Below are 18,387 nucleotides of genomic sequence, written 5' to 3' on the forward strand. Positions count from 1 at the left end.
AAGACTTCACCTCAATGCAAGTCATAGCCAAAGCTGCGTATGATCGCCACGGCTTTATCGCTTTTCAGGAAATTAAGGAAATCCTGCGCCGCAACCTTGTCCTTTGCGGAACTCAACAGCACTGCGCTCTGGCTGATGGGACTGTACATAGATGCCGGCACCAGCCACCAGGAACCTTCGCTCACCTTTCCATCCCTGGTGATCTGCGACAGCGCAATGAAGGCCAGCTCGGCATTCCCCGTCGCTGCGAACTGGTAGGTCTGCGCGATGCTTTCGCCCGTCACGAGTTTGCCCTGCACGGCATCCCACAACCCGAGTGTTTCCAGCGTTTCTTTCGCGGCGAAACCGTAGGGGGCCAGCTTGGGGTCGGCGTAAGCCAGCTTTTTGTAACTGCCCTTGCCCAGCACGGCTCCCTTGTCATCGACATAACCCGGCTGCGCGCTCCACAGCACCAGCTTGCCAAAGGCATAGACGAAACGCGAGTTGGGAACGGTCAGCCCTTCCTCTTCCAGCAGCCTGGGATTCTTCTCGTCCGCGGACAGGAACACATCGAACGGCGCGCCCTGCTTGATCTGCGAATAGAATTTGCCGCTGGAACCTAGGCTCACCTTCACCGTATGCCCGCTCTCTTTCTGGAACAGTTCGACGATCTGCTGCATCGGCACCGCAAAATTGGCCGCCACGGCGGCATTGACTTCGCCTGCTACTACCGGCCGGACCACCATAGCCAACAACAACCCAAGCGCAACCAGCCAGCCAGATTTATTCGATACCATTCCTTGCCCCTTAAGCATTGACTGCAAGGATAACGTGCGAAGCCTTGATCAGTGCACAAGCCTTTACGCCGTCCTTGAGCCCCAGGGACTTGATGCTGTCGTTGGTGATGATGGCCGCGACGGTCTTGCCTCCTGCCAGTTCTATGATGACCTCGCCGTTCACCGCACCTTCCTGGCAGCGCACCACCGTACCGTGCAACTCGTTGCGCGCGCTGGTCTTGAATCCTTCCGAAGTGGTCACGATCACCCAGGGCGCCTTGATCATCGCATAGGCCTCCGTGCCGACTTTCAATCCGAGATGTTCCACACTCTCGTTGGTGATCACTGCAGCAATCGAATCGCCGCCGCCGATGTCCATCACGACTTCAGAGTTGACTGCTCCAAGCTTGATGCTTTTTATTTTTCCCAGAAACTGATTGCGTGCACTCGTCTTCATGTCGAATCTCCTTATCAAGTGGTAATACTGATCAAAGTCGTCCATCACTTCCGCCAGTTTTTTGAGCACCTGCTCGCGCTCCTGCTCCAGGCGCCTGTACGCTCCCGCCACCCGGCGGCCATAGTTGGTGAGCGTCGTTCCTCCGCCCTTCGAACCGCCGGTCTTGCGTTCCACCAGCGGCTGCTCGGAAAGATTGTTGATCGCTTCCACCGCTTCCCAGGCGGCCTTGTAACTCATGCCCATGGCGCCTGCCGCCGCCGTGATGGAACCTGTCGCGTCGATACGCTCCAGCAATTCCAGGTGGTCCCAGCGTCGGCCCTTGGCGATCTTCAGTTTGGAAACGACTCCGCTTCCGGTTTTCTTTTCTGCAATCGATTGAGCCATGTTGTCCTCACACGTTATACCTTGTGCCACCTAACGGGGAGCAAAAGCGATGCCACAACAGGCAACACCCATACTCATCCCATGTCTATAGCTGATTCCGGCCAGTCCCGTCAGGTGCATGCACAACCTTGAAACGCCCTGCCTTGTAGCTTTCTGTACAAATTGGTGAGTTCGTTACAAACCTGCAGCCCATCAAAATACCCCCACCCTTAACGCAATATTAACGAAACAACGAGTCCGGCGATTTCTGCCTTGCTGGCACGCCACTTGCTGGGATGCGTTTACGTTATGTACTAATTTACATAACCAAATCACTTAATACAAAGGGGCCCGAAATGAAAACCAATTGGACACTAAGACCGCTATGGCTGGCTTGCATGCTTGCCTGCGCCCATTCTGCATCAGCGGAGACATTTAGCCTAGGCGAGGTACTGGTATCTGCACCCAGTTCTGACGCCGCGTCGAGTACAACAACAACCATCGATCAGGAAGAGATGCGCACATTCAATCGCGAAACAGTCGGTAAGGCGCTCAATCTGCTACCGGGCGTGACGATGACCGACGGCGGCCCGCGCAACGAGCAAATGGCGACGATACGCGGTTTCGATCTGCGCCAGGTACCGGTGTTTGTGGATGGCATCCCGGTATATGTGTCCTACGATGGCTATGTCGATCTGGGCCGTTTCAACACGTTCGATCTGGCCGCGATAGAAGTATCCAAAGGGTTCAGTTCCGTGCTGTACGGTCCCAATGCACTGGGCGGCGCGATCAATCTGGTCAGCCGCAAACCGGGCAAGGAACTTGAAGGCGACGTCACTGCCGGTTTGTACCTGAACAAGGGACTGGGTTACAACGGATTCCATACCGACGCCAACGCCGGTGGAAATCACGGCACCTGGTACTGGCAGGTCGGCACATCGTTTCTGGACAAAAACCAGTATCAGCTCTCCGGTGATTTCCAGCCGACCAAGTATGAAAATGGCGGCAACCGCGACAACTCCTATAACCGCGACAAAAAGATCAATCTGAAATTCGGCTGGACGCCGCGAGCTGGTGATGAATACACGGTCAACTACATCAACCAGCAAGGGCAAAAAGGAGATCCAGTCTATGCAGGCACCGACACACCGACCACCAACAGCGCGAAATTCTGGCAGTGGCCTTACTGGAACAAGGAAAGCCTGTACCTGATCTCCCGTACCGGCATCGGCGATAACTCCTATCTCAAGGTGCGGGCCTATTACGACAAGTTCCAGAACTCGATCCAGAACTTCAGCAACGGTACCTACACTACACTCAGTGCGTTCCCGTTCTACCAGAGCTGGTATGACGATTACAGCGACGGGCTCAGTGCGGAGTTCGGCACCAAGCCGATGGAAAGCAACACACTAAAAATGGCCGCCCATTTAAAGGAAGACATCCATCGCGAACATAACCTCGGCAATCCGATCCAGCACTTCAAGGATCAGACTACTTCGTTCGGTGTGGAAGATACCCAGCACCTTGCCAGCAAACTTGACCTGGTAGCCGGGGTGAGCCGTGATGCGCGAAACACCATTCAGGCGCAAAACTACCTGGCCGGCCAGATCGTCGATTTCCAGAAAGACAATACGTCCGCCTGGAACCCCCAGCTCGGACTGTTCTACCAGGCCTCCGCCACCGACGAAATTCACGCCACCGTTTCGCGCAAGAGCCGCTTCCCGACCATCAAGGACAGATACTCCTACCGCCTTGGTACGGCGATACCGAATGCCGCATTACAGACTGAGACCTCAACCAACTATGAACTCGGCGCCTCCGGCCTGGTCGCTCCAAAAACGAGGTTCGATGCGGCGGTGTTCTACTACGACGTGCAGAACATGATCCAGGCCGTGGCGATCACGCCTGTCACGCTGTGCGGCGCTACCGCCACGGTCTGCACGCAGATGCAGAACGCCGGCAATGTGCGCACCAAGGGCACGGAACTCGGAGTCACCAACACGCTGACTGAGACCGTGGAGATCGGTGCCAACTACACCCTGCTCATTCGCACCAACGTGAGCAACCCGAACATCATTCTTACCGATGTGCCGAACCGCAAGCTGTTTGCCTATACCAAGTGGCAGGCCAGCGCGCCGTTGAGCATACTCGGCAGCGTGGAAGCGGACTCGTCGCGCTACAGTTCCTCCGACGGCAAAAGGCTTGCCGGCGGTTTCGGCATCGCCAATCTCAAGGGCATGTACCAATTCAACCAGGCATGGTCTGCCGAATTCGGCGTCAACAACCTGCTGGACAAGAACTACATGCTGGTCGAGGGCTACCCGATGGAAGGCCGCAATTACTTCGCCAACGCCACCTTCAAATTCTAGGAGCATAGCCATGACGCAAATCAAATGGATCCTGACCGCCTGCCTGCTGCTGATGTCGCAACTCGCCAGCGCAACTGAAAAGGTGGTCGTACTGTCCAGCTACCCGCAGGAAGTCATCACGCAATTCGAGGCGGCATTCGAACAAGCGTATCCGCAATACCGTCTGGAGATCCTGTGGCGGCAATCGCGCGATGCGATGACGTACTTGCACCAGCCGCACAGTGCCGTGGACGTGTACTGGACGCCGGCCCAGCGCAATTTCGCGGTGCTGGCCAAGGAAGGTGCATTCCGCAAACTGGATATCGATTTGGGTGGCCTCCCGAAAAAGATCGGCGGTTTCCAGATATCGGATCCCGATGGCTATTACGTCGCCAGCGAAACGGCCGGTTACGGCATGGCCTACCACCCCGCCGAGTTGCAGCGGCTGGGATTGCCGGTGCCGACCGACTGGAAGTCGCTGGCTGCACCGGCTTACAGCGGCCATGTCGTTTTGCCGATCCCGTCCAAAGTCGGCTATGCCCCCATGCTGGTGGATACGCTGCTGCAAGGCTACGGCTGGGAGCAAGGCTGGAGCGTGCTGGAGCAGGTGGCCGCCAATGCCAGCCTTGCCGATGCAGGAGCCACGTTCATTTCAGACGACGTGGGCAGCGGGCGCATCGCCGTGGGCATGACCATGGATTTCTTCGCCGTCTCGGCGATCGCCAACGGCAAGCCCCTGCGCTTCACCTATCCTGAAAAAGTCGGCTACTCCCCGGCGCATGTGGCGATCTTTCGCGACGCGGCAAATCCTGAAGGTGCACGCGCATTTGTCAGTTTTGTGCTGTCCGAACAGGGGCAAAAACTGCTGTTCCATCCCGACATCCGCAAATTGCCCGTGCGGCCGGCGGTTTATGCCGCCAAGCCGGATGGCTATTTCGATCCGTTTGCTGCTGCGCAGCGCGCTTCCTACGACTATGACCTCGCTACCGGCCTGAAGCGACAGGAACTGGTCGGAGCGCTGTTCGATGCATTGATCACGCATCACCACACTGAATTGAAAGCGATGTGGACTGCAATCCATCAGGCAGAACAAAAATCCCCCGGCGATCCTCGCTTGCAGGAAGCAAAGCAAAAAGCCAGCTGGCTGCCGCTGACGGCGGCACAGTCAAACGACGCAGTACTTCAGCAGACATTCATCAAGCACGACAGCCATAGCGAAACACTTGAGCAAGAGTGGGATGCGGAAATTGCAGAACATTACGCACAAGCCACGCAGATCGCGCTATCGATATCGGGAGCCCGGCCATGAATCGATGGAATGCCGTCTTGGTGTTTTGTTTGCTGGCATTGGCGCGCCCTGCGGTGGCCGACGAATCCGACGTCACCACGGATGACGCCACGCGCGAAGCTTATGCCCAGCCGATACCCTCAGTGCCCGAAGCGGACCGTGCCGAATTCTTCAAGGGACGCAGCCTGGTGCGGCAAGTCTGGGTGATCCCTCCCAGCGAGAATCGCGAGATCGCCGGACTCGGGCCTTTGTACAACCGCTTCTCCTGCATCGCCTGCCACGCCGGAAACGGCCGCGGGTTTGCACCTTCCACGCCGCAGGAACCGATGCGGACCATGCTGGTGCGCCTGAGCATCCCCGGCGCGGACGAACACGGCGGCCCGAAACCTGATCCAGCATACGGCGGGCAACTGAACGAGAACGGCGTTCCCGGTGTGCCAGGCGAAGGCAGAGCCGAAGTGCGGTATACCGAACGCGCAGTCCAGCTCAAGGGCGGCGAACAAGTGATGCTGCGCACACCCGAGATCACCTTCGTCGATCTGGCATACGGCGATTTCCCGCCCGACATGCTGACCTCGCCGCGCGTCGCCCCGCCGCTCTACGGACTCGGCCTGCTGCAGGCGGTGCCGGAAGCGGACATCGTTGCCCTGGCCGATGCGCCCAAGCCTCAAGGCATCAAGGGCAAGGTCAACCGCGTCTGGGATGTAGAACAGCAAAAAACCGTGCTGGGCCGTTTCGGCTGGAAAGCCAATGTACCGAGTTTGCGCCAGCAGATCGCCGGCGCGTACGTCGGCGACATGGGCATCACCTCGCCACTGTTCCCGGACGAGAACTGCACCGCAAAACAGGAAGCTTGCCGGCACTCACCCTCTGCCGGAAATCCGGAATTGAGCAAGGCACAACTGGACGCTTCCGAGTTCTACCACTTTGCCCTGGCCGCACCGCACCAGCGCAATGCCGGGGACAAGCAAGTGCAACGCGGCTCAGCGCTGTTCAGGCAGGCACAATGCAGCGCCTGCCATGTGCCGCAACTGAAGACGGGCGAATTTGCCTCGCTCCCGGCGTTGTCGCACCAGACCATCCATCCCTATACCGATCTGCTATTGCATAACATGGGCGAAGCACTTGCCGACCATCGCCCGGATTACCTGGCGACAGGCCGCGAATGGCGCACCCCGCCGTTATGGGGAATCGGCCTCGCACAAAAGGTCGAACCGCGCGCCGGTTTCCTGCACGACGGACGCGCGAGAACCCTGCTGGAAGCAGTGTTGTGGCATGGCGGAGAAGGGGCGGCAGCGGCAAGCGCGGTGAAGAACATGGCTGCGGATGATCGGAATGCGCTGCTCAAATTTCTGGAGTCGCTTTAATCCAAATAGTTCATTAGACCGTCATTCCGGCGCAGGCCGGAATCCAGCTTGATTGATAGCGCCGCGTAGCGGGCAAAGCCGTATCTGCTGCTTTGTCCCACTGCGCGGGTTTTTTTAATTGACTGGATTCCGGCCTGCGCCGGAATGACGACTGATGAAGATGTGTGTGTAATGCATATTGGAAAGATCAATAAGCGCCCGCTGCAATTCGAAACTGTCCATTTATTGTTGCGATCTGTTGAAGACCGAGCCGCTCACGGCAACTCATACCCGAACCCGTGCATCACCGCCCGCGCCTTTTCGCTCTTCAGGAAAGCAAGGAAGGCCTTCGCTGCAGCCTGATCCTTTGCGCCGGACATCAGCACCGCGCTTTGCAGGATGGGCTTGTGCAGCTCGGAGGGCACCAGCCACCATGAACCCTGAGTCACCTTGCCGTCGCGCATGACCTGAGATATCGGGATGAAAGCCAGATCGGCTTTCTCGGTCACGGCCAATTGATAGGTCTGCGTGACGTTTTCGCCCTTGCTCAGTTTCTCCTGTATCGAATTCCACATCGTCAATTTCGTCAACGTCTCTTTCGCAGCTACACCGTATGGCGAATACCAGGGATTGACGATTGCCAGCATGTTGAAATTGCCCTTGTTGAGCACCGCGCCTTTGTCGTCCACGAAATCGGGCTGCGCACTCCACAACACCAGCCTGCCTGTGGCATAAACAAAACGCGAGCCGGCAACTGCCAATCCTTCCTGCAGCAAGCGCTTGGGAGTCTCCTCGTCTGCGGAAAGGAACACATCGAACACTGCACCACCCTTGAGCTGCGCATACAATTTTCCGCTGGTGGCAACACCGACTTTCACCGTGTACCCGCTGTCCTTTTGAAACAAAGGCACGAGACGCTCCATCGGTGCAGCGAAATCCGATGCCACCGCAATGCTGACCTCACCCGCCCGCACCGGCAAGCTCATGAGCCCGCACAGCAACAAGACAACAATAAAGATAGGGCCGCGCAATGAAATTTGCATCATCAACTCCTGATTGGAATAGTTGCCATGATAACAAGCTGGATGATGTACGGTGAAATGTATCTGGTGGAACTACTAGCCATTCCACTATGCTGTCAAAAGACGACAGCCAAGTGGCTGGTTATAGACCTTCAGGCATATTGACCGTGTGGCATTGCGCAGGTACGGTACGGTTCGGTCCGGGAAAGATATCGACTCCAACACTTTCTGCATTCCAATACCAAAAAGGGAATAGCTATGCCTCACAAAATTTCGCAAGAACTCGATAGATTAACAAGCGATGGAAATGGCTATGGCGATCCACAGGCTCAGCTCATTGATGATCGAAAATTTCAAATGCTCATGAAGGCATACGAAACAGCAGTCGAAACCAGAAAGCTGGAAATTGAGCTGTTCTGGAGTCGATCTCTTTTCTTCTGGGGATTCATTGCTTCTGCCTTCGTTGCTTATGCCACACTACGTCGCTACGGTTCAGACATTTCTGTTGTGGTGGCTTGCTTCGGCTTTGTATGTTCATTCGCTTGGTCACTCGGCAACAGGGGCGGAAAATTCTGGCAAGAGTCATGGGAAACAAAAGTCGAGAGAATCGAACCTTCTATTACAGGGCCTATGTTTTCCCGACCGGAGAGTGTCCAAGTTCACAAGAACTTCTGGTTACGTGGTCGCAGGTTTTCCGTAAGCAAGGTTGCTATTGCCCTAAGTGACTACACCATAGTTCTCTGGCTGTCAGTTATAGCGTGGGAAATGCTTCGATTATTAGCACCTGTCGCTGTAGTGCCCTGCGCAAAGACATGGGCTGTCGTTGGCTTTGTTCTATTTTCGCTCATCTATGGAGCGGCAATTTTCTTTGCGGCTCGTTCTACTCCTCCGCTCAATAATGTCGCCTAATTCAACGTTAATGTTAAAAATGACGGCTTCGAATTGCTTTCATCTCGCGTAGCCCGGATTCCATTACAAGCCAACGATGTCGAAAATAAATACACCAACCGACGCCGAAAATATCCACCAGGTCTTCGACTGGCTCTGGACTTCCGGCCAACTGTCCGAAGATGACATCGCATGCCTACCTGCGCTCGGGATCGAGGCGGTCATCAATCTGGCACCGCCGACTTCATCGAATGCGCTGCCCGGCGAAGCCGAGCTCATCACTCTGCAGGGCATAGCCTATGTCCAGATTCCGGTGGCCTGGGAGCAGCCCGAACTGCGTCAGCTGGATCAGTTCTTCGGTGTGCTCAAGGCGTTCGAGGGACGCAAGGTGTGGGTGCATTGCGCGAAGAACATGCGCGTCTCTGCTTTCGTCTATCTCTATCGCAGGATGCGTCTGGGAGACAACAAAGAGGATGCGGCATTCCCGATGCGAGAGGTTTGGGTGCCGAACGAAACCTGGCAAGCCTTCATTCGCAGGGCATTGGAATCGAAGCTGCCAAGGTAGCGAGAGCGGCCATTTTTCATGACTGATCATCCGGCGGAATTCGCTGCCTACTCCATCCTGCAAATTTTAGTGGAATACAAATGCCATAAATGTTGGTAGCCTTGGGCTTCCCGGACTCGCAGTCCGGCACATAACTAAGGAAACGCCGATTAAGTCCTCCGTTCGTGGTGACCCTTCGGCAGGCTCAGGACTGAAGGCCTTGTCGAACCATGAATGAAGGATGCCCAACGTTCAGAGTGTTATCGAACGAGCCCTTCGACAGGCTCAGGGCGAACGGACTTGATCGGCGTTTCCCTAAAAATAAATTTACTTGGGAGTCTCGCAATGAAAAGAAGCATCGGAGTGTTGCTGCTGGCAATCTGGCTCATCGTCACCGGGCTGGCGCACATTCTTCATTTCAGTTTTTCGGGAATGGGTACCATTATGTCTGTCGTTGCCATCGCATCAGGGATACTGATCATCATGGGTTTGTAGTTTCAACAGCTTCGGCTTGAGATCAGAAAGTGCAGCACCGGATCAAACTTTTTTCATGACTGAAAGGAGCATCTTGCTATTTAAGTATCTGAGCATGGGAATAATCATGTTGCTCCTTGGATGCAAGGGGGATGTTGCCAACGAATGGCAAAAATCGTCCGTCGCGCCGATCAAGTCGGGCTCCACAGTCAGGATCCGCGTCGTTAACGCCACCAACCCGCGCCTTGCGCGATTTTCACCGGACCATCTGCGCATCATATTGGCATCCGCCCAACTGACCGTCTGGAAGGATTTCGGCGTCTACGTCGAGTTCACCGATATTCCGGAAATTGGGATTGACCGGTTGTTTGCGCTCATCCCACCGGCCATCATGAAAGAGCGTATGTCTTCCATATACGATTTCAAATCGGGTACTGGCGACAAACAGAAATTGGCCGAGGGCATCAATACGACACTCACTCAACGCGGAACGAAACTGCAGGATGCGCTTGCCTTCGCTGCACCCTATCTGCCCGCGGATGCTCATCCAAAGGACCTGATGGCACTCTCCGAGCTGCTGGCGAATGTCATGCTCGATCGATTGCAGCAATGGCGACATCTCAACGCGGCTGACGGTGCGCCCGTGCTAGATGCCTCGCCCTATAACGAATGGGTCTATTGGGACACTCTGGGTTATGGGAACCTGCCGTATGATCTGGTGCTGACCAATCAATTGATTACGAGCGCCGAGTACTATGGTGTCGACATCCATTCAGCCATACGCGGGGGCGTCACGGTAGGCACAACCTCGTACAGCCGCACCGGCAAGTATGGCGCTTATATCTACTTCAGCACGTTCCCTTTCCAGGACAATTCAGAGACCACCAGGCTAATGCGCGGCGGTGAACAATATTCCGAAGAAGACGCAGCAGAATTGGCAGGTGCGTATCTGGCGCATGAGATCGGGCATCTGCTGTTCCAGCTCGGGCATCCCTTCGGCCAGAAAACATGCGTCATGAATCCTGCCAGCATGTTGCGGTTCCGGGAGTGGTTCAACCAGATCAACAGCACCGATTGCCAGATAGGCAGTCGTCCTGAAATGACCCCGGGAGCGATTCCGCCAATCTTCAATAGCAAATGGGTACGAATGGCGCAAGAGGCGAAGTGACTCGGCGAGGGCATTCAAGCTTGTACAGAACCATATGCCGCAACCAGTGTCTTATCCGGTACAGCATTAACCATCCTGTCTTTGGTGTCGCATTGCATCAGTGATGAATCCAGAGCGGCAGGGGATTTTCTTCGGAGGCTCGGCATGGAATTGGAAGATCCGGTTTTCAATGCACTGTACATGTACACCAAAGCCTTGTCGGTTGCACTGGGTTATCGCGACCTGTTGACCCGGCTTCATTCCGAACGTGTGCAAGGCCTTTCCCGTGAAATCGGCGTGCATTGCGGCCTCTCCAATAACGAACTCAATGCGCTTCACATTGCATCTTCGTTCCACGACATAGGCAAGATCGGGATACCCGACCACATCCTGTTGAAGCCCGCGCAGTTCGATGCGGACGAGTGGGAAACCATGAAGCAGCACTCCGAAATCGGGGAAAAGATCATGGCTGCAACCGAGCTCCAGGGCTCGCAACAAGCCGCCCTGTTGATCCGTCACCATCATGAGCACTACAACGGTCGGGGTTATCCGGACAAACTTGTGGGAGAAAGCATTCCAATATGCGCGCGCATCATTTCCATTGCGGACAGTTACGACGCAATGGCCGTGACCAGGTCATACCATAACGCAAGAACGCATCCGGAAATTATGGCTATCCTGCATAAGGAAACCGGAGCAAAGCACGATCCGGAACTCATGGATTTCTTTTCCCAGATCATCGAATCCAGCCAGTACAAGGCCACCAAAGTCTGACTGTTCTACTGCAATCGAATCACATCTTCAAACTTGAGTAAATGCCGAGCAAGCCCCCCTCTCCCGGAGGGAGAGGGGGAAAACAGACTTGATGGGCATTCCCCTAATTCAGTCTTGACTAAGGCCAGATCAAAACCAGCGTTCCGGCAACGACAAGCGTCCCGCCGACGATCAACTTGGGCGTGACCGCTTCGCCCAGGAACAATACGCTCAGCACAATGGCAAACACGACACTGAGTTTATCCACCGGCGCGACCATGGAGGCCGGTGCCATCTGGAGAGCGCGGTAGTAGAAGAGCCACGACAACCCTGTGGCAATGGCCGAAAGCACCAGAAAAACGACAGGTCGCATTTCCATGGTTCTTTGCGGAAAGCGCCATTCGCCCTGAAAGCTCACGATCGCAAACGTCATGACCAGAATCACGACGGTACGAATGAATGTCGCCAGATTGGAATTGATACCCTCGACACCGAGCTTCCCGAATATGGCCGTCAATCCCGCAAAGAAAGCCGAACCCAGCGCAAACAATTTCCAAGACATGATCATTAACCTCCGGCAAGCACAATGGGTAAAACTATATCCTGTTATTGAAGCCGAATGATTCCGATCCGGGAAAATGCCTTGCCTGGCTACCTTTACATCGTCGAAGAAGCTTGTTACCTTTCATCCCGGAGATGGCATGCCTCCCGGAGTTCCTGCTCCGAACCGCCCATCCGGGCTGATGATGCCTACCGATAACCCGGCAGCGGGGCGGTAGGCATTTTTTCTGCCTGCTCTGCCGGATCGATACCAATCCGGACGGAGGAATGACATGGGCATTTACGGTTTTCTTGCAGTAGGTTTCGGCGCGGCTTTGGGTGCGTGGTTGCGTTGGTGGCTGGGCATTCTGCTCAATCCGGTTTTCCCCACGCTTCCCTTGGGTACATTGGCGGCCAACCTGATCGGCGGCTATCTGGTCGGAGTGGCGGTCGCGTTCTTTACCGAATATGCCGGCCTGCCGCCGGAAGTGCGACTGTTTGTCATCACCGGTTTCATGGGCGGGCTCACCACCTTTTCCACTTTTTCCGCGGAAGCAGTCACGCTCATTTCCCGAAGCGAATATCTTTGGGCCTTGGCCCACACGACTGTCCATCTCGGCGGCTCGCTCGTCATGACGGTACTGGGTATGCTGACAGTCAATCTGCTCAAGGCGAAAGGGGTGGCGTAATGACTGCGGATATTCCGAACTGCCCGTTCTGCATCCCGGATGGCATCCTGATTGAAAACGAACTGGCCTATGTCAAACCGGACAAATTCCCGGTCAATCCGGGCCACCTCCTGATCATCCCAAAGCGTCATGTTGCCGACTTTTTCCTCACCAGTGACGCGGAAAAAGTTGCGCTATTGTCGTTGCTCAATGTCGCGAAACATTACCTGGACGGCGAACATGCCCCCGCCGGTTACAACGTCGGCATCAACGTGGGCGTGTTGGCGGGCCAAACGATCCCGCATGTCCACGTGCACCTCATTCCACGCTACAAGGGCGACATGGAAAGCCCGCGCGGCGGTGTGCGTGGCGTAATTCCATCAAGGCAGTCTTACTAAAGACCAATCCAGAGGAGGCACATCATGAAAGGCACGTCTCTCAAGTTTTACATGCACGAAAATCGCAACCACCAACACACCCTGGTGTACGAATGGTTGCTGGAACAGGCGAAGAAAATGGGCATGCACGGCGGCTCAGCCTTCAAGGCCATCTCCGGTTTCGGACGTCACGGCATATTCCATGAAGAACACTTCTTCGAACTGGCGGGTGATCTGCCGGTGGTAGTTGAATTCATCGTGAATGATGATGAGGCGGATCGGCTTCTGGAGATGGTCAGAAGCTCCGGCTTGACCATGTTCTACGTCAGGCTGCCCGCCGAATATGGCGTGATCAATGGCGAAACGGGCCAATAAGATATCGTCATATTTCCTGGATAGCTCAACAGTCCTCATCCACACAAGCCAGCACCACTCCGATGGCCTGCAAGGGATCATCGGTCAGGCTGAGGCAATGCTCACTGCCGCTGACCAGATACAGATTGAATTTTTCGCGCTGCAAAGCAGCCGGCAAGCGTGCCGGCATGTCGTCGTCGTTACAGATCGTGAAACGAATATCCGGCCAGGTTTTTTTCAAGGCGAGCAATGTTCCTTCGCTCAGCTCGCCTGACGCGGCAGCGGCGCTCGCAATCTTCTCCAATGTCTCGGGCACGATCATCGCATGGCCTCAGTCATCTTCCGCCGCACTGAACTTGCTCAGCGATTTCGCTTCCACGCCGAGGATCTTGGCCAGCCAGGGTGGTGGCGCATCAAGAACGGCTTGCAGGCGTTGCAAGGTGACGCGGGCCTTGCCGCCATCCGGCACTTTCACCGGGTGGATGTTGGCGCGCACGGCTTTGGCCGCCGCGGGGCCACCGATGGATTGCACATAGACAATCTGGCAATCGCTGATGAGTTCGGCACGGGCGACATTCTTGTCTTCGGCATCGTCGGTAATGAGCGTCGAGCGCGCATCGATCAGGCGTATGTCATTGCGCCCGACCTGGTAGATCAGGAAGCGCGGGCAAGAGCCGAAGTGGCCGTCGAGATTTTCTTCAGTGTTCGAGGCAACAGCCACACGCAGGCTGCCGGGTATCTCCCCGTCGACATAGGCATCCATCGGTGGAAGATTATCGGCATCGCCGGCTTCGCCCCACAGATAGCGCACGGCCAACTTGATGGATGCGCTATCCACGTCCGGTTCAACGGTTTCTTCACCGGAAAGAATAAGCTTGAGATCAGCCACGGTGACCTTGGCAAGCTTTTCTTCGGTGATCGGCAGGCCGAGGTTGTCACCCAGCTTGGCTGCAAAGGCGCCTGCGTTCACATCCGCAAGCGCACGAGCAGCTTGCGCGATGCGCAACGCCGCGGTTTTGGTAATCACTGTTGTGGTCATGGCTCGGTACCTCCAGTTCAGGAAGAGAGAAGGAGGAAGGGATCGCGCCTGCGGCGCTCAAGGGTAGAACCGAACATGTTTTTACCCTTATCCCTTCCCTCTTTACCCTTCTCTGTTGTTACGCCGCCAGTTGTGTGATGCAACCCTTGATCGGGCACACCTTCACGCATTGCGGTTTGTCGTATTCACCTTCGCATTCGGTACATTCGCTCGCGTTGATGATGTACAACCCCTTCTTCACACTGATGGAAGCCGTTGGGCATTCCGGTTCACAGTCTCCGCAGGAGGTACACAAATCCATATTGATCTTCATTGCCATGATGATTCTCCTTTTGATGTGAGAAGGGTAAAGGGGGAAGGGATCGCGCCTGCGGCGCTCAAGGGTAAAATCAAATCCGCATTTTCCCTTCCCTCTTCTCCCTTAACCCTTCCCGGTTTCATTCCGCCGCATCCAGGCGCTTGGCACGCAGGGAGATCGGCAACCTGGCCGGTGCAGCCTGCGGCTCAATGTAATACGTGCCGCCGTTGTTAAGCCTGATCTCGCCACCCCACTTTTCCGGGGTGTCGAACTCCATCGATACGATGTTGTCCTCGAGGTCGCGCTTGGGCAGATAAAACACGTACGCACCTTTGCTGCCCTGGATCATGATGTTTGCCATTACAACTCCTTGAGTTGCAGGATCCAGGATTCTGGATACAGGATTCAGGAGAGCGGCGCAACCCGCTCTTGCTAAATCCCGTATCCTGTTTCCCGTCTCCTGCCTTAGCGGACCAGGTCGTGGTTGTAGTCCGTGGTACCCATGCCTCTGGTCTCTTCGTCCAGACGCTCCAGCACTGCATTGGTCAGCGTGGTGAGCATCTGCATGGCACCTTCATAGCCCAGTGTCGTGGCACGATGCAGGTGGTGACGGTCGAAGATCGGGAAGCCGATGCGGATCAGCGGAACTTCGAACTCTTTACCCTTGTGCAAGGTATCGCGCTGGATGAACTTGCCGTAACTGTTGCCGATCATGAAGTCGGGCTTCTCGGTCAACACCAGCGAACGGAAGTGCCACAAGTCGGCACCTGCGAACAACTGGGTGTTCTTGCCGTAAGGAGTCTCGGCCAACATCTTTTCCATGGCCTTTGTCCACTTCTTGCTGCCGTTGTTGCACAGCACATGCAGCGGCTCGATGCCCAGCTCGGTGAGGAACTTGGTCATGCCCAGGGTGAAGTCGGGATCACCGTACAAGCTGATCTTCTTGCCGTGCAGCCAGGTGTGGCTGTCGGTCATCATGTCGACGAAACGGCCGCGCTCCTTGACCAGCGATGCGGCGATAGGCTTGCCGGTCACTTCGGAGACCTTCATCAGCCATTCGTCGGTCCACTCCAGGCCCATCGGAATGTTCAACTTCGGCGGTTCGTGCTTCCATATCTGTTCGACATATTTCTTGGTCTTGTCCAGTTGCATCGGTTGCAGCAGGAAGGTGTTGACGGCGTTCGGCGCTTCCTTGATCTCGTCCTGGGTCGTTCCGCCTGCATACATGCGGAACTGACCATCAGCCGGTGTATCCAGCACTTCAGTCGGATCGCTCAGCATGGTGTGCTCGACGCCCATCTCGTCCAGCATGCGATGCATGACGCGGTAGTTGCCGAGGTAGGTCTCGAAGCCGGGAACAATGTTGATCTTGCCGTTCTTGCCGGGAACCTTGTCCTCCATGCTGTTACGCGTGAAGTAGCTCATGATGCCTTCGAACATGTTGTCCCAGCCGGTCACGTGAGAACCGACGAAAGACGGGGTATGCGCGAACGGAACCGGATAGTCGTCGGGAATGTTGCCAGCCTTTTTGGTATTGCGAATGAAGGCGTTCAAGTCGTCACCGATCACTTCGGCCATACAGGTCGTGGATACGGCGATGACGTCCGGCTTGTACAGTGCCTTGCAGTTTTCCAGACCGTCGATCATGTTCTTCTGACCGCCGAATACGGCTGCGTCTTCAGTCATGGAATCCGACACGCAAGAGATAGGCTCGCGGAAATGACGGTTGAAGTAGGTGCGGAAGTAAGCCACGCAGCCTTGCGAACCGTGCACATACGGCATGGTCTTCTCGAACCCCAGTGCGCACAACACCGCGCCCAGTGGTTGGCAAGCCTTGGCCGGATTCACGGTCAACGCTTCGCGCTTGAAGTTAAGTTCGCGGTACTCCATCGTAGTGGTCCAGGTGAACGTATCCTGGATTTTGTCCGCTTCGTGGCGCTCTTCGAACTGAGTTTGCTTGTTGCTTATCGATTCCTTGTATTCGTCCTGACGGAACAATGGATAACAGGGTTTGATGTCATCAGCTTGTTGCATTTTTATCTCCTTAGCCGCACTGCTCATGCGCAGATGCCGGCACAGATTGATAGGTGGGCGGCGTTACCGCCGCCCGGTATTTGTTACGCTGCCTTCTTTTCTGCTGCAGAACCGTCCTTGTTCAACCACGGTGCTGTGATCTTGCTCCAGCACGGGTTGTTCAAAGTCATGTCCATGTCGCGTGCAAAGATGGCGAAGCCGTCATAGCCGTGGTACGGGCCGGAATAATCCCAGCTGTGCATCTGGCGGAAAGGCACACCCATCTTCTGGAAGATGAACTTTTCCTTGATGCCGGAGCCGACCAGGTCAGGCTTGACCTTCTTCACGAATTCTTCAAATTCAAAGCCGGTGACGTCGTCATACAGCAATGTGGCGTTGCCCATATCCTTGATGGTGCGGTCGTAGTCGTCGTTGTGACCGAACTCGTAGCCTGTGCCGACCACTTCCATGCCCAGATCTTCATAGGCACCGATCACGTGACGCGGACGCAGACCGCCGACGTACAACATGACGCGCTTGCCTTGCAGACGCGGCTTGTACTTGTCAATGACTGCCTGCATCAGTGGCTGGTACTTGGCGATGACGCGCTCGGCACCTTCCTTGATCTTGTCGTCGAACAACGCAGCGATGGCACGCAGCGACTCGGCAACTTTGGTCGGGCCGAAGAAGTTGTATTCCATCCAGGGGATGCTGTATTTCTCTTCCATGTGACGCGCGATGTAGTTCATCGAGCGGTAGCAGTGGATCAGGTTGACCTTGACGTAAGGTGTCTTTTCCATTTCAGCGATGGTGCCGTCGCCGGACCATTGCGCAACCACGCGCAGGCCCATCTCTTCCAACAGGATGCGGGAAGACCATGCGTCGCCGCCGATGTTGTAGTCGCCGATCACGGCCACATCGTACGGTGTGCCTTCGAATGCCTTGCCATCGCGGCGCGGCAGAACCCAGTCACGGATCGCGTCATTGGCGATGTGGTGACCCAGCGATTGCGATACGCCGCGGAAACCTTCGCAGCGCACGGGAACGACAGGCTTGTCGATCTCCTTTGCAGCTTTCTTGGAGACCGCTTCGATGTCGTCGCCGATCAGGCCAATCGGGCACTCGGATTGCACGGAGATACCCTTGTTCAGCGGGAACAGCTGCTCGATTTCGCCGATGAGTTTGGCCAGCTTTTTATCGCCACCGAACACGATGTCTTTTTCCTGGAAATCGGAAGTGAAGTTCATCGTGCCGAATGTATTGATCCCTGTGGTGCCGACGTAGTAGTTACGACGACCTGCACGGGAATATTGACCACAGCCAACCGGGCCGTGAGAAATGTGAATCATATCCTTGATCGGGCCCCACACCACGCCTTTGGAACCGGCGTAGGCGCAACCGCGAATGGTCATCACACCCGGCAACGATTTGCGGTTGGAGGTGATGCACTTCTTGGACTGTTCGATGGATTGATCATTGACCGCCAGGTGTTTCTCGCGGTCCTTCTTTGCTTTCTCCGGATAAACCTCAAGCACCTCCTGGATCAGGGCTTCGGTTTCTTCGCGTGTTAATGCAGTCATTTCATTCTCCTTAAATGACCCACCAATATGTGGAGTCTGTCAGAGGTTATGTAGGTTGGGTTAGCCCGCAGGGCGTAACCCAACATCATTTGAGACTGTCGGGTTATACCCGCAAGGGGTAGGCCGTATTTGT

Annotated in this window: 21 protein-coding genes and 1 riboswitch; of the genes, 11 read left to right on the top strand and 10 right to left on the bottom strand. The window is 55.6% G+C overall.

Going from position 1 to position 18,387, the window contains the following annotated elements; all coding sequences use genetic code 11:
• Positions 1–11 precede the first annotated feature (11 nt).
• Both modA (QOY30_RS12710) and QOY30_RS12715 read right to left on the bottom strand, forming a co-directional pair.
• Positions 12–776, bottom strand: coding sequence for a molybdate ABC transporter substrate-binding protein (gene modA / locus QOY30_RS12710; protein ID WP_283744991.1), 765 nt, complete (start codon positions 774–776; stop codon positions 12–14).
• Between the two features lie 10 nt (positions 777–786).
• On the bottom strand, positions 787–1,596 hold the full coding sequence (locus QOY30_RS12715) for a TOBE domain-containing protein (RefSeq protein WP_283744992.1): 810 nt from the start codon (positions 1,594–1,596) through the stop codon (positions 787–789).
• Between the two features lie 335 nt (positions 1,597–1,931).
• Here QOY30_RS12715 and QOY30_RS12720 point away from each other — a divergent pair, with 335 nt between their 5' ends.
• Genes QOY30_RS12720 through QOY30_RS12730 form a run of 3 tightly spaced genes read left to right on the top strand, consistent with a single transcriptional unit; the run spans position 1,932 to position 6,578 of the window.
• The gene (locus QOY30_RS12720) at positions 1,932–3,944 is read left to right on the top strand and encodes a TonB-dependent receptor plug domain-containing protein (protein ID WP_283744993.1); all 2,013 of its coding nucleotides are present in this window, start codon (positions 1,932–1,934) and stop codon (positions 3,942–3,944) included.
• A 10-nt stretch (positions 3,945–3,954) separates the two neighbouring features.
• A complete protein-coding gene (locus tag QOY30_RS12725) occupies positions 3,955–5,232 on the top strand; it encodes an ABC transporter substrate-binding protein (protein ID WP_283744994.1) in 1,278 nt (425 codons plus the stop codon).
• Complete coding sequence (locus tag QOY30_RS12730) at positions 5,229–6,578, top strand: di-heme oxidoreductase family protein (protein WP_283744995.1); 1,350 nt, start codon at positions 5,229–5,231, stop codon at positions 6,576–6,578. Before QOY30_RS12725 ends, QOY30_RS12730 begins: the two co-directional genes overlap by 4 nt.
• 254 nt (positions 6,579–6,832) lie before the next feature.
• Here the strand turns inward: QOY30_RS12730 and modA (QOY30_RS12735) are convergent, their stop codons facing one another.
• Complete coding sequence (modA, locus tag QOY30_RS12735) at positions 6,833–7,603, bottom strand: molybdate ABC transporter substrate-binding protein (RefSeq protein ID WP_283744996.1); 771 nt, start codon at positions 7,601–7,603, stop codon at positions 6,833–6,835.
• A gap of 234 nt (positions 7,604–7,837) precedes the next feature.
• On the opposite strand from modA (QOY30_RS12735), the gene QOY30_RS12740 reads away from it, so the two are divergent.
• From QOY30_RS12740 to QOY30_RS12760, 5 genes are all read left to right on the top strand, one after another.
• Positions 7,838–8,488 carry a RipA family octameric membrane protein gene (locus tag QOY30_RS12740; RefSeq protein WP_283744997.1) on the top strand — a complete coding sequence of 217 codons (651 nt, stop codon included), beginning with the start codon at positions 7,838–7,840 and terminating at the stop codon, positions 8,486–8,488.
• 76 nt (positions 8,489–8,564) lie between these two features.
• Positions 8,565–9,032, top strand: coding sequence for a protein tyrosine phosphatase family protein (locus tag QOY30_RS12745; RefSeq protein WP_283744998.1), 468 nt, complete (start codon positions 8,565–8,567; stop codon positions 9,030–9,032).
• Positions 9,033–9,356: 324 nt separating this feature from the next.
• A complete protein-coding gene (locus tag QOY30_RS12750; protein ID WP_283744999.1) occupies positions 9,357–9,506 on the top strand; it encodes a hypothetical protein in 150 nt (49 codons plus the stop codon).
• 106 nt (positions 9,507–9,612) lie between these two features.
• Positions 9,613–10,653, top strand: a complete 1,041-nt coding sequence (locus QOY30_RS12755) for a hypothetical protein (RefSeq protein WP_283745000.1) — start codon at positions 9,613–9,615, stop codon at positions 10,651–10,653.
• A 144-nt stretch (positions 10,654–10,797) separates the two neighbouring features.
• Positions 10,798–11,406 (top strand): HD-GYP domain-containing protein, encoded by a 609-nt coding sequence (locus QOY30_RS12760; RefSeq protein ID WP_283745001.1) that lies wholly within the window; start codon positions 10,798–10,800, stop codon positions 11,404–11,406.
• A 118-nt stretch (positions 11,407–11,524) separates the two neighbouring features.
• Here QOY30_RS12760 and QOY30_RS12765 read toward each other — a convergent pair whose 3' ends face one another.
• Positions 11,525–11,947 (bottom strand): EamA family transporter, encoded by a 423-nt coding sequence (locus QOY30_RS12765; protein ID WP_283745002.1) that lies wholly within the window; start codon positions 11,945–11,947, stop codon positions 11,525–11,527.
• A gap of 121 nt (positions 11,948–12,068) precedes the next feature.
• Positions 12,069–12,145, top strand: a riboswitch (Fluoride riboswitch).
• A gap of 73 nt (positions 12,146–12,218) precedes the next feature.
• Here QOY30_RS12765 and crcB point away from each other — a divergent pair.
• From crcB to QOY30_RS12780, 3 genes are read left to right on the top strand one after another with little or no spacing between them, the layout of a single operon-like run.
• Positions 12,219–12,614 carry a fluoride efflux transporter CrcB gene (gene crcB, locus QOY30_RS12770; RefSeq protein WP_283745003.1) on the top strand — a complete coding sequence of 132 codons (396 nt, stop codon included), beginning with the start codon at positions 12,219–12,221 and terminating at the stop codon, positions 12,612–12,614.
• Entirely contained in the window at positions 12,614–12,991 is a 378-nt protein-coding gene (locus QOY30_RS12775; RefSeq protein ID WP_283745004.1) for an HIT family protein, read from the top strand. The genes crcB and QOY30_RS12775 overlap by 1 nt, the downstream gene beginning before the upstream one ends.
• Before the next feature lie 24 nt (positions 12,992–13,015).
• Positions 13,016–13,345 (top strand): DUF190 domain-containing protein, encoded by a 330-nt coding sequence (locus QOY30_RS12780; RefSeq protein WP_283745005.1) that lies wholly within the window; start codon positions 13,016–13,018, stop codon positions 13,343–13,345.
• Positions 13,346–13,370: 25 nt separating this feature from the next.
• Here the strand turns inward: QOY30_RS12780 and QOY30_RS12785 are convergent, their stop codons facing one another.
• The 6 genes from QOY30_RS12785 to nifD form a co-directional block, all read right to left on the bottom strand.
• Positions 13,371–13,640, bottom strand: coding sequence for a DUF6129 family protein (locus tag QOY30_RS12785; protein WP_283745006.1), 270 nt, complete (start codon positions 13,638–13,640; stop codon positions 13,371–13,373).
• A gap of 15 nt (positions 13,641–13,655) precedes the next feature.
• A complete protein-coding gene (locus QOY30_RS12790) occupies positions 13,656–14,363 on the bottom strand; it encodes a dinitrogenase iron-molybdenum cofactor biosynthesis protein (RefSeq protein ID WP_283745007.1) in 708 nt (235 codons plus the stop codon).
• Positions 14,364–14,481: 118 nt separating this feature from the next.
• Positions 14,482–14,682 (bottom strand): 4Fe-4S binding protein, encoded by a 201-nt coding sequence (locus tag QOY30_RS12795; RefSeq protein WP_349496690.1) that lies wholly within the window; start codon positions 14,680–14,682, stop codon positions 14,482–14,484.
• 118 nt (positions 14,683–14,800) lie between these two features.
• A complete protein-coding gene (nifT, locus tag QOY30_RS12800) occupies positions 14,801–15,022 on the bottom strand; it encodes a putative nitrogen fixation protein NifT (RefSeq protein ID WP_283745008.1) in 222 nt (73 codons plus the stop codon).
• A gap of 104 nt (positions 15,023–15,126) precedes the next feature.
• The gene (gene nifK / locus QOY30_RS12805) at positions 15,127–16,695 is read right to left on the bottom strand and encodes a nitrogenase molybdenum-iron protein subunit beta (RefSeq protein WP_283745009.1); all 1,569 of its coding nucleotides are present in this window, start codon (positions 16,693–16,695) and stop codon (positions 15,127–15,129) included.
• Positions 16,696–16,778: 83 nt separating this feature from the next.
• On the bottom strand, positions 16,779–18,254 hold the full coding sequence (gene nifD / locus QOY30_RS12810; RefSeq protein ID WP_283745010.1) for a nitrogenase molybdenum-iron protein alpha chain: 1,476 nt from the start codon (positions 18,252–18,254) through the stop codon (positions 16,779–16,781).
• Positions 18,255–18,387 lie beyond the last annotated feature (133 nt).

It is taken from the genome of Sideroxydans sp. CL21 (assembly GCF_902459525.1).
Classification (GTDB): Bacteria; Pseudomonadota; Gammaproteobacteria; order Burkholderiales; family Gallionellaceae; genus Sideroxyarcus.

Bases quoted from the DNA above. Each gene is read 5' to 3' on its own strand.
- modA (WP_283744991.1), bottom strand. From the start codon at position 776: ATGGTATCGAATAAATCTGGCTGGCTGGTTGCGCTTGGGTTGTTGTTG.
- QOY30_RS12715 (WP_283744992.1), bottom strand. From the start codon at position 1,596: ATGGCTCAATCGATTGCAGAAAAGAAAACCGGAAGCGGAGTCGTTTCC.
- QOY30_RS12720 (WP_283744993.1), top strand. From the start codon at position 1,932: ATGAAAACCAATTGGACACTAAGACCGCTATGGCTGGCTTGCATGCTT.
- QOY30_RS12725 (WP_283744994.1), top strand. From the start codon at position 3,955: ATGACGCAAATCAAATGGATCCTGACCGCCTGCCTGCTGCTGATGTCG.
- QOY30_RS12730 (WP_283744995.1), top strand. From the start codon at position 5,229: ATGAATCGATGGAATGCCGTCTTGGTGTTTTGTTTGCTGGCATTGGCG.
- modA (WP_283744996.1), bottom strand. From the start codon at position 7,603: ATGATGCAAATTTCATTGCGCGGCCCTATCTTTATTGTTGTCTTGTTG.
- QOY30_RS12740 (WP_283744997.1), top strand. From the start codon at position 7,838: ATGCCTCACAAAATTTCGCAAGAACTCGATAGATTAACAAGCGATGGA.
- QOY30_RS12745 (WP_283744998.1), top strand. From the start codon at position 8,565: ATGTCGAAAATAAATACACCAACCGACGCCGAAAATATCCACCAGGTC.
- QOY30_RS12750 (WP_283744999.1), top strand. From the start codon at position 9,357: ATGAAAAGAAGCATCGGAGTGTTGCTGCTGGCAATCTGGCTCATCGTC.
- QOY30_RS12755 (WP_283745000.1), top strand. From the start codon at position 9,613: ATGTTGCTCCTTGGATGCAAGGGGGATGTTGCCAACGAATGGCAAAAA.
- QOY30_RS12760 (WP_283745001.1), top strand. From the start codon at position 10,798: ATGGAATTGGAAGATCCGGTTTTCAATGCACTGTACATGTACACCAAA.
- QOY30_RS12765 (WP_283745002.1), bottom strand. From the start codon at position 11,947: ATGTCTTGGAAATTGTTTGCGCTGGGTTCGGCTTTCTTTGCGGGATTG.
- crcB (WP_283745003.1), top strand. From the start codon at position 12,219: ATGGGCATTTACGGTTTTCTTGCAGTAGGTTTCGGCGCGGCTTTGGGT.
- QOY30_RS12775 (WP_283745004.1), top strand. From the start codon at position 12,614: ATGACTGCGGATATTCCGAACTGCCCGTTCTGCATCCCGGATGGCATC.
- QOY30_RS12780 (WP_283745005.1), top strand. From the start codon at position 13,016: ATGAAAGGCACGTCTCTCAAGTTTTACATGCACGAAAATCGCAACCAC.
- QOY30_RS12790 (WP_283745007.1), bottom strand. From the start codon at position 14,363: ATGACCACAACAGTGATTACCAAAACCGCGGCGTTGCGCATCGCGCAA.
- QOY30_RS12795 (WP_349496690.1), bottom strand. From the start codon at position 14,682: ATGGCAATGAAGATCAATATGGATTTGTGTACCTCCTGCGGAGACTGT.
- nifT (WP_283745008.1), bottom strand. From the start codon at position 15,022: ATGGCAAACATCATGATCCAGGGCAGCAAAGGTGCGTACGTGTTTTAT.
- nifK (WP_283745009.1), bottom strand. From the start codon at position 16,695: ATGCAACAAGCTGATGACATCAAACCCTGTTATCCATTGTTCCGTCAG.
- nifD (WP_283745010.1), bottom strand. From the start codon at position 18,254: ATGACTGCATTAACACGCGAAGAAACCGAAGCCCTGATCCAGGAGGTG.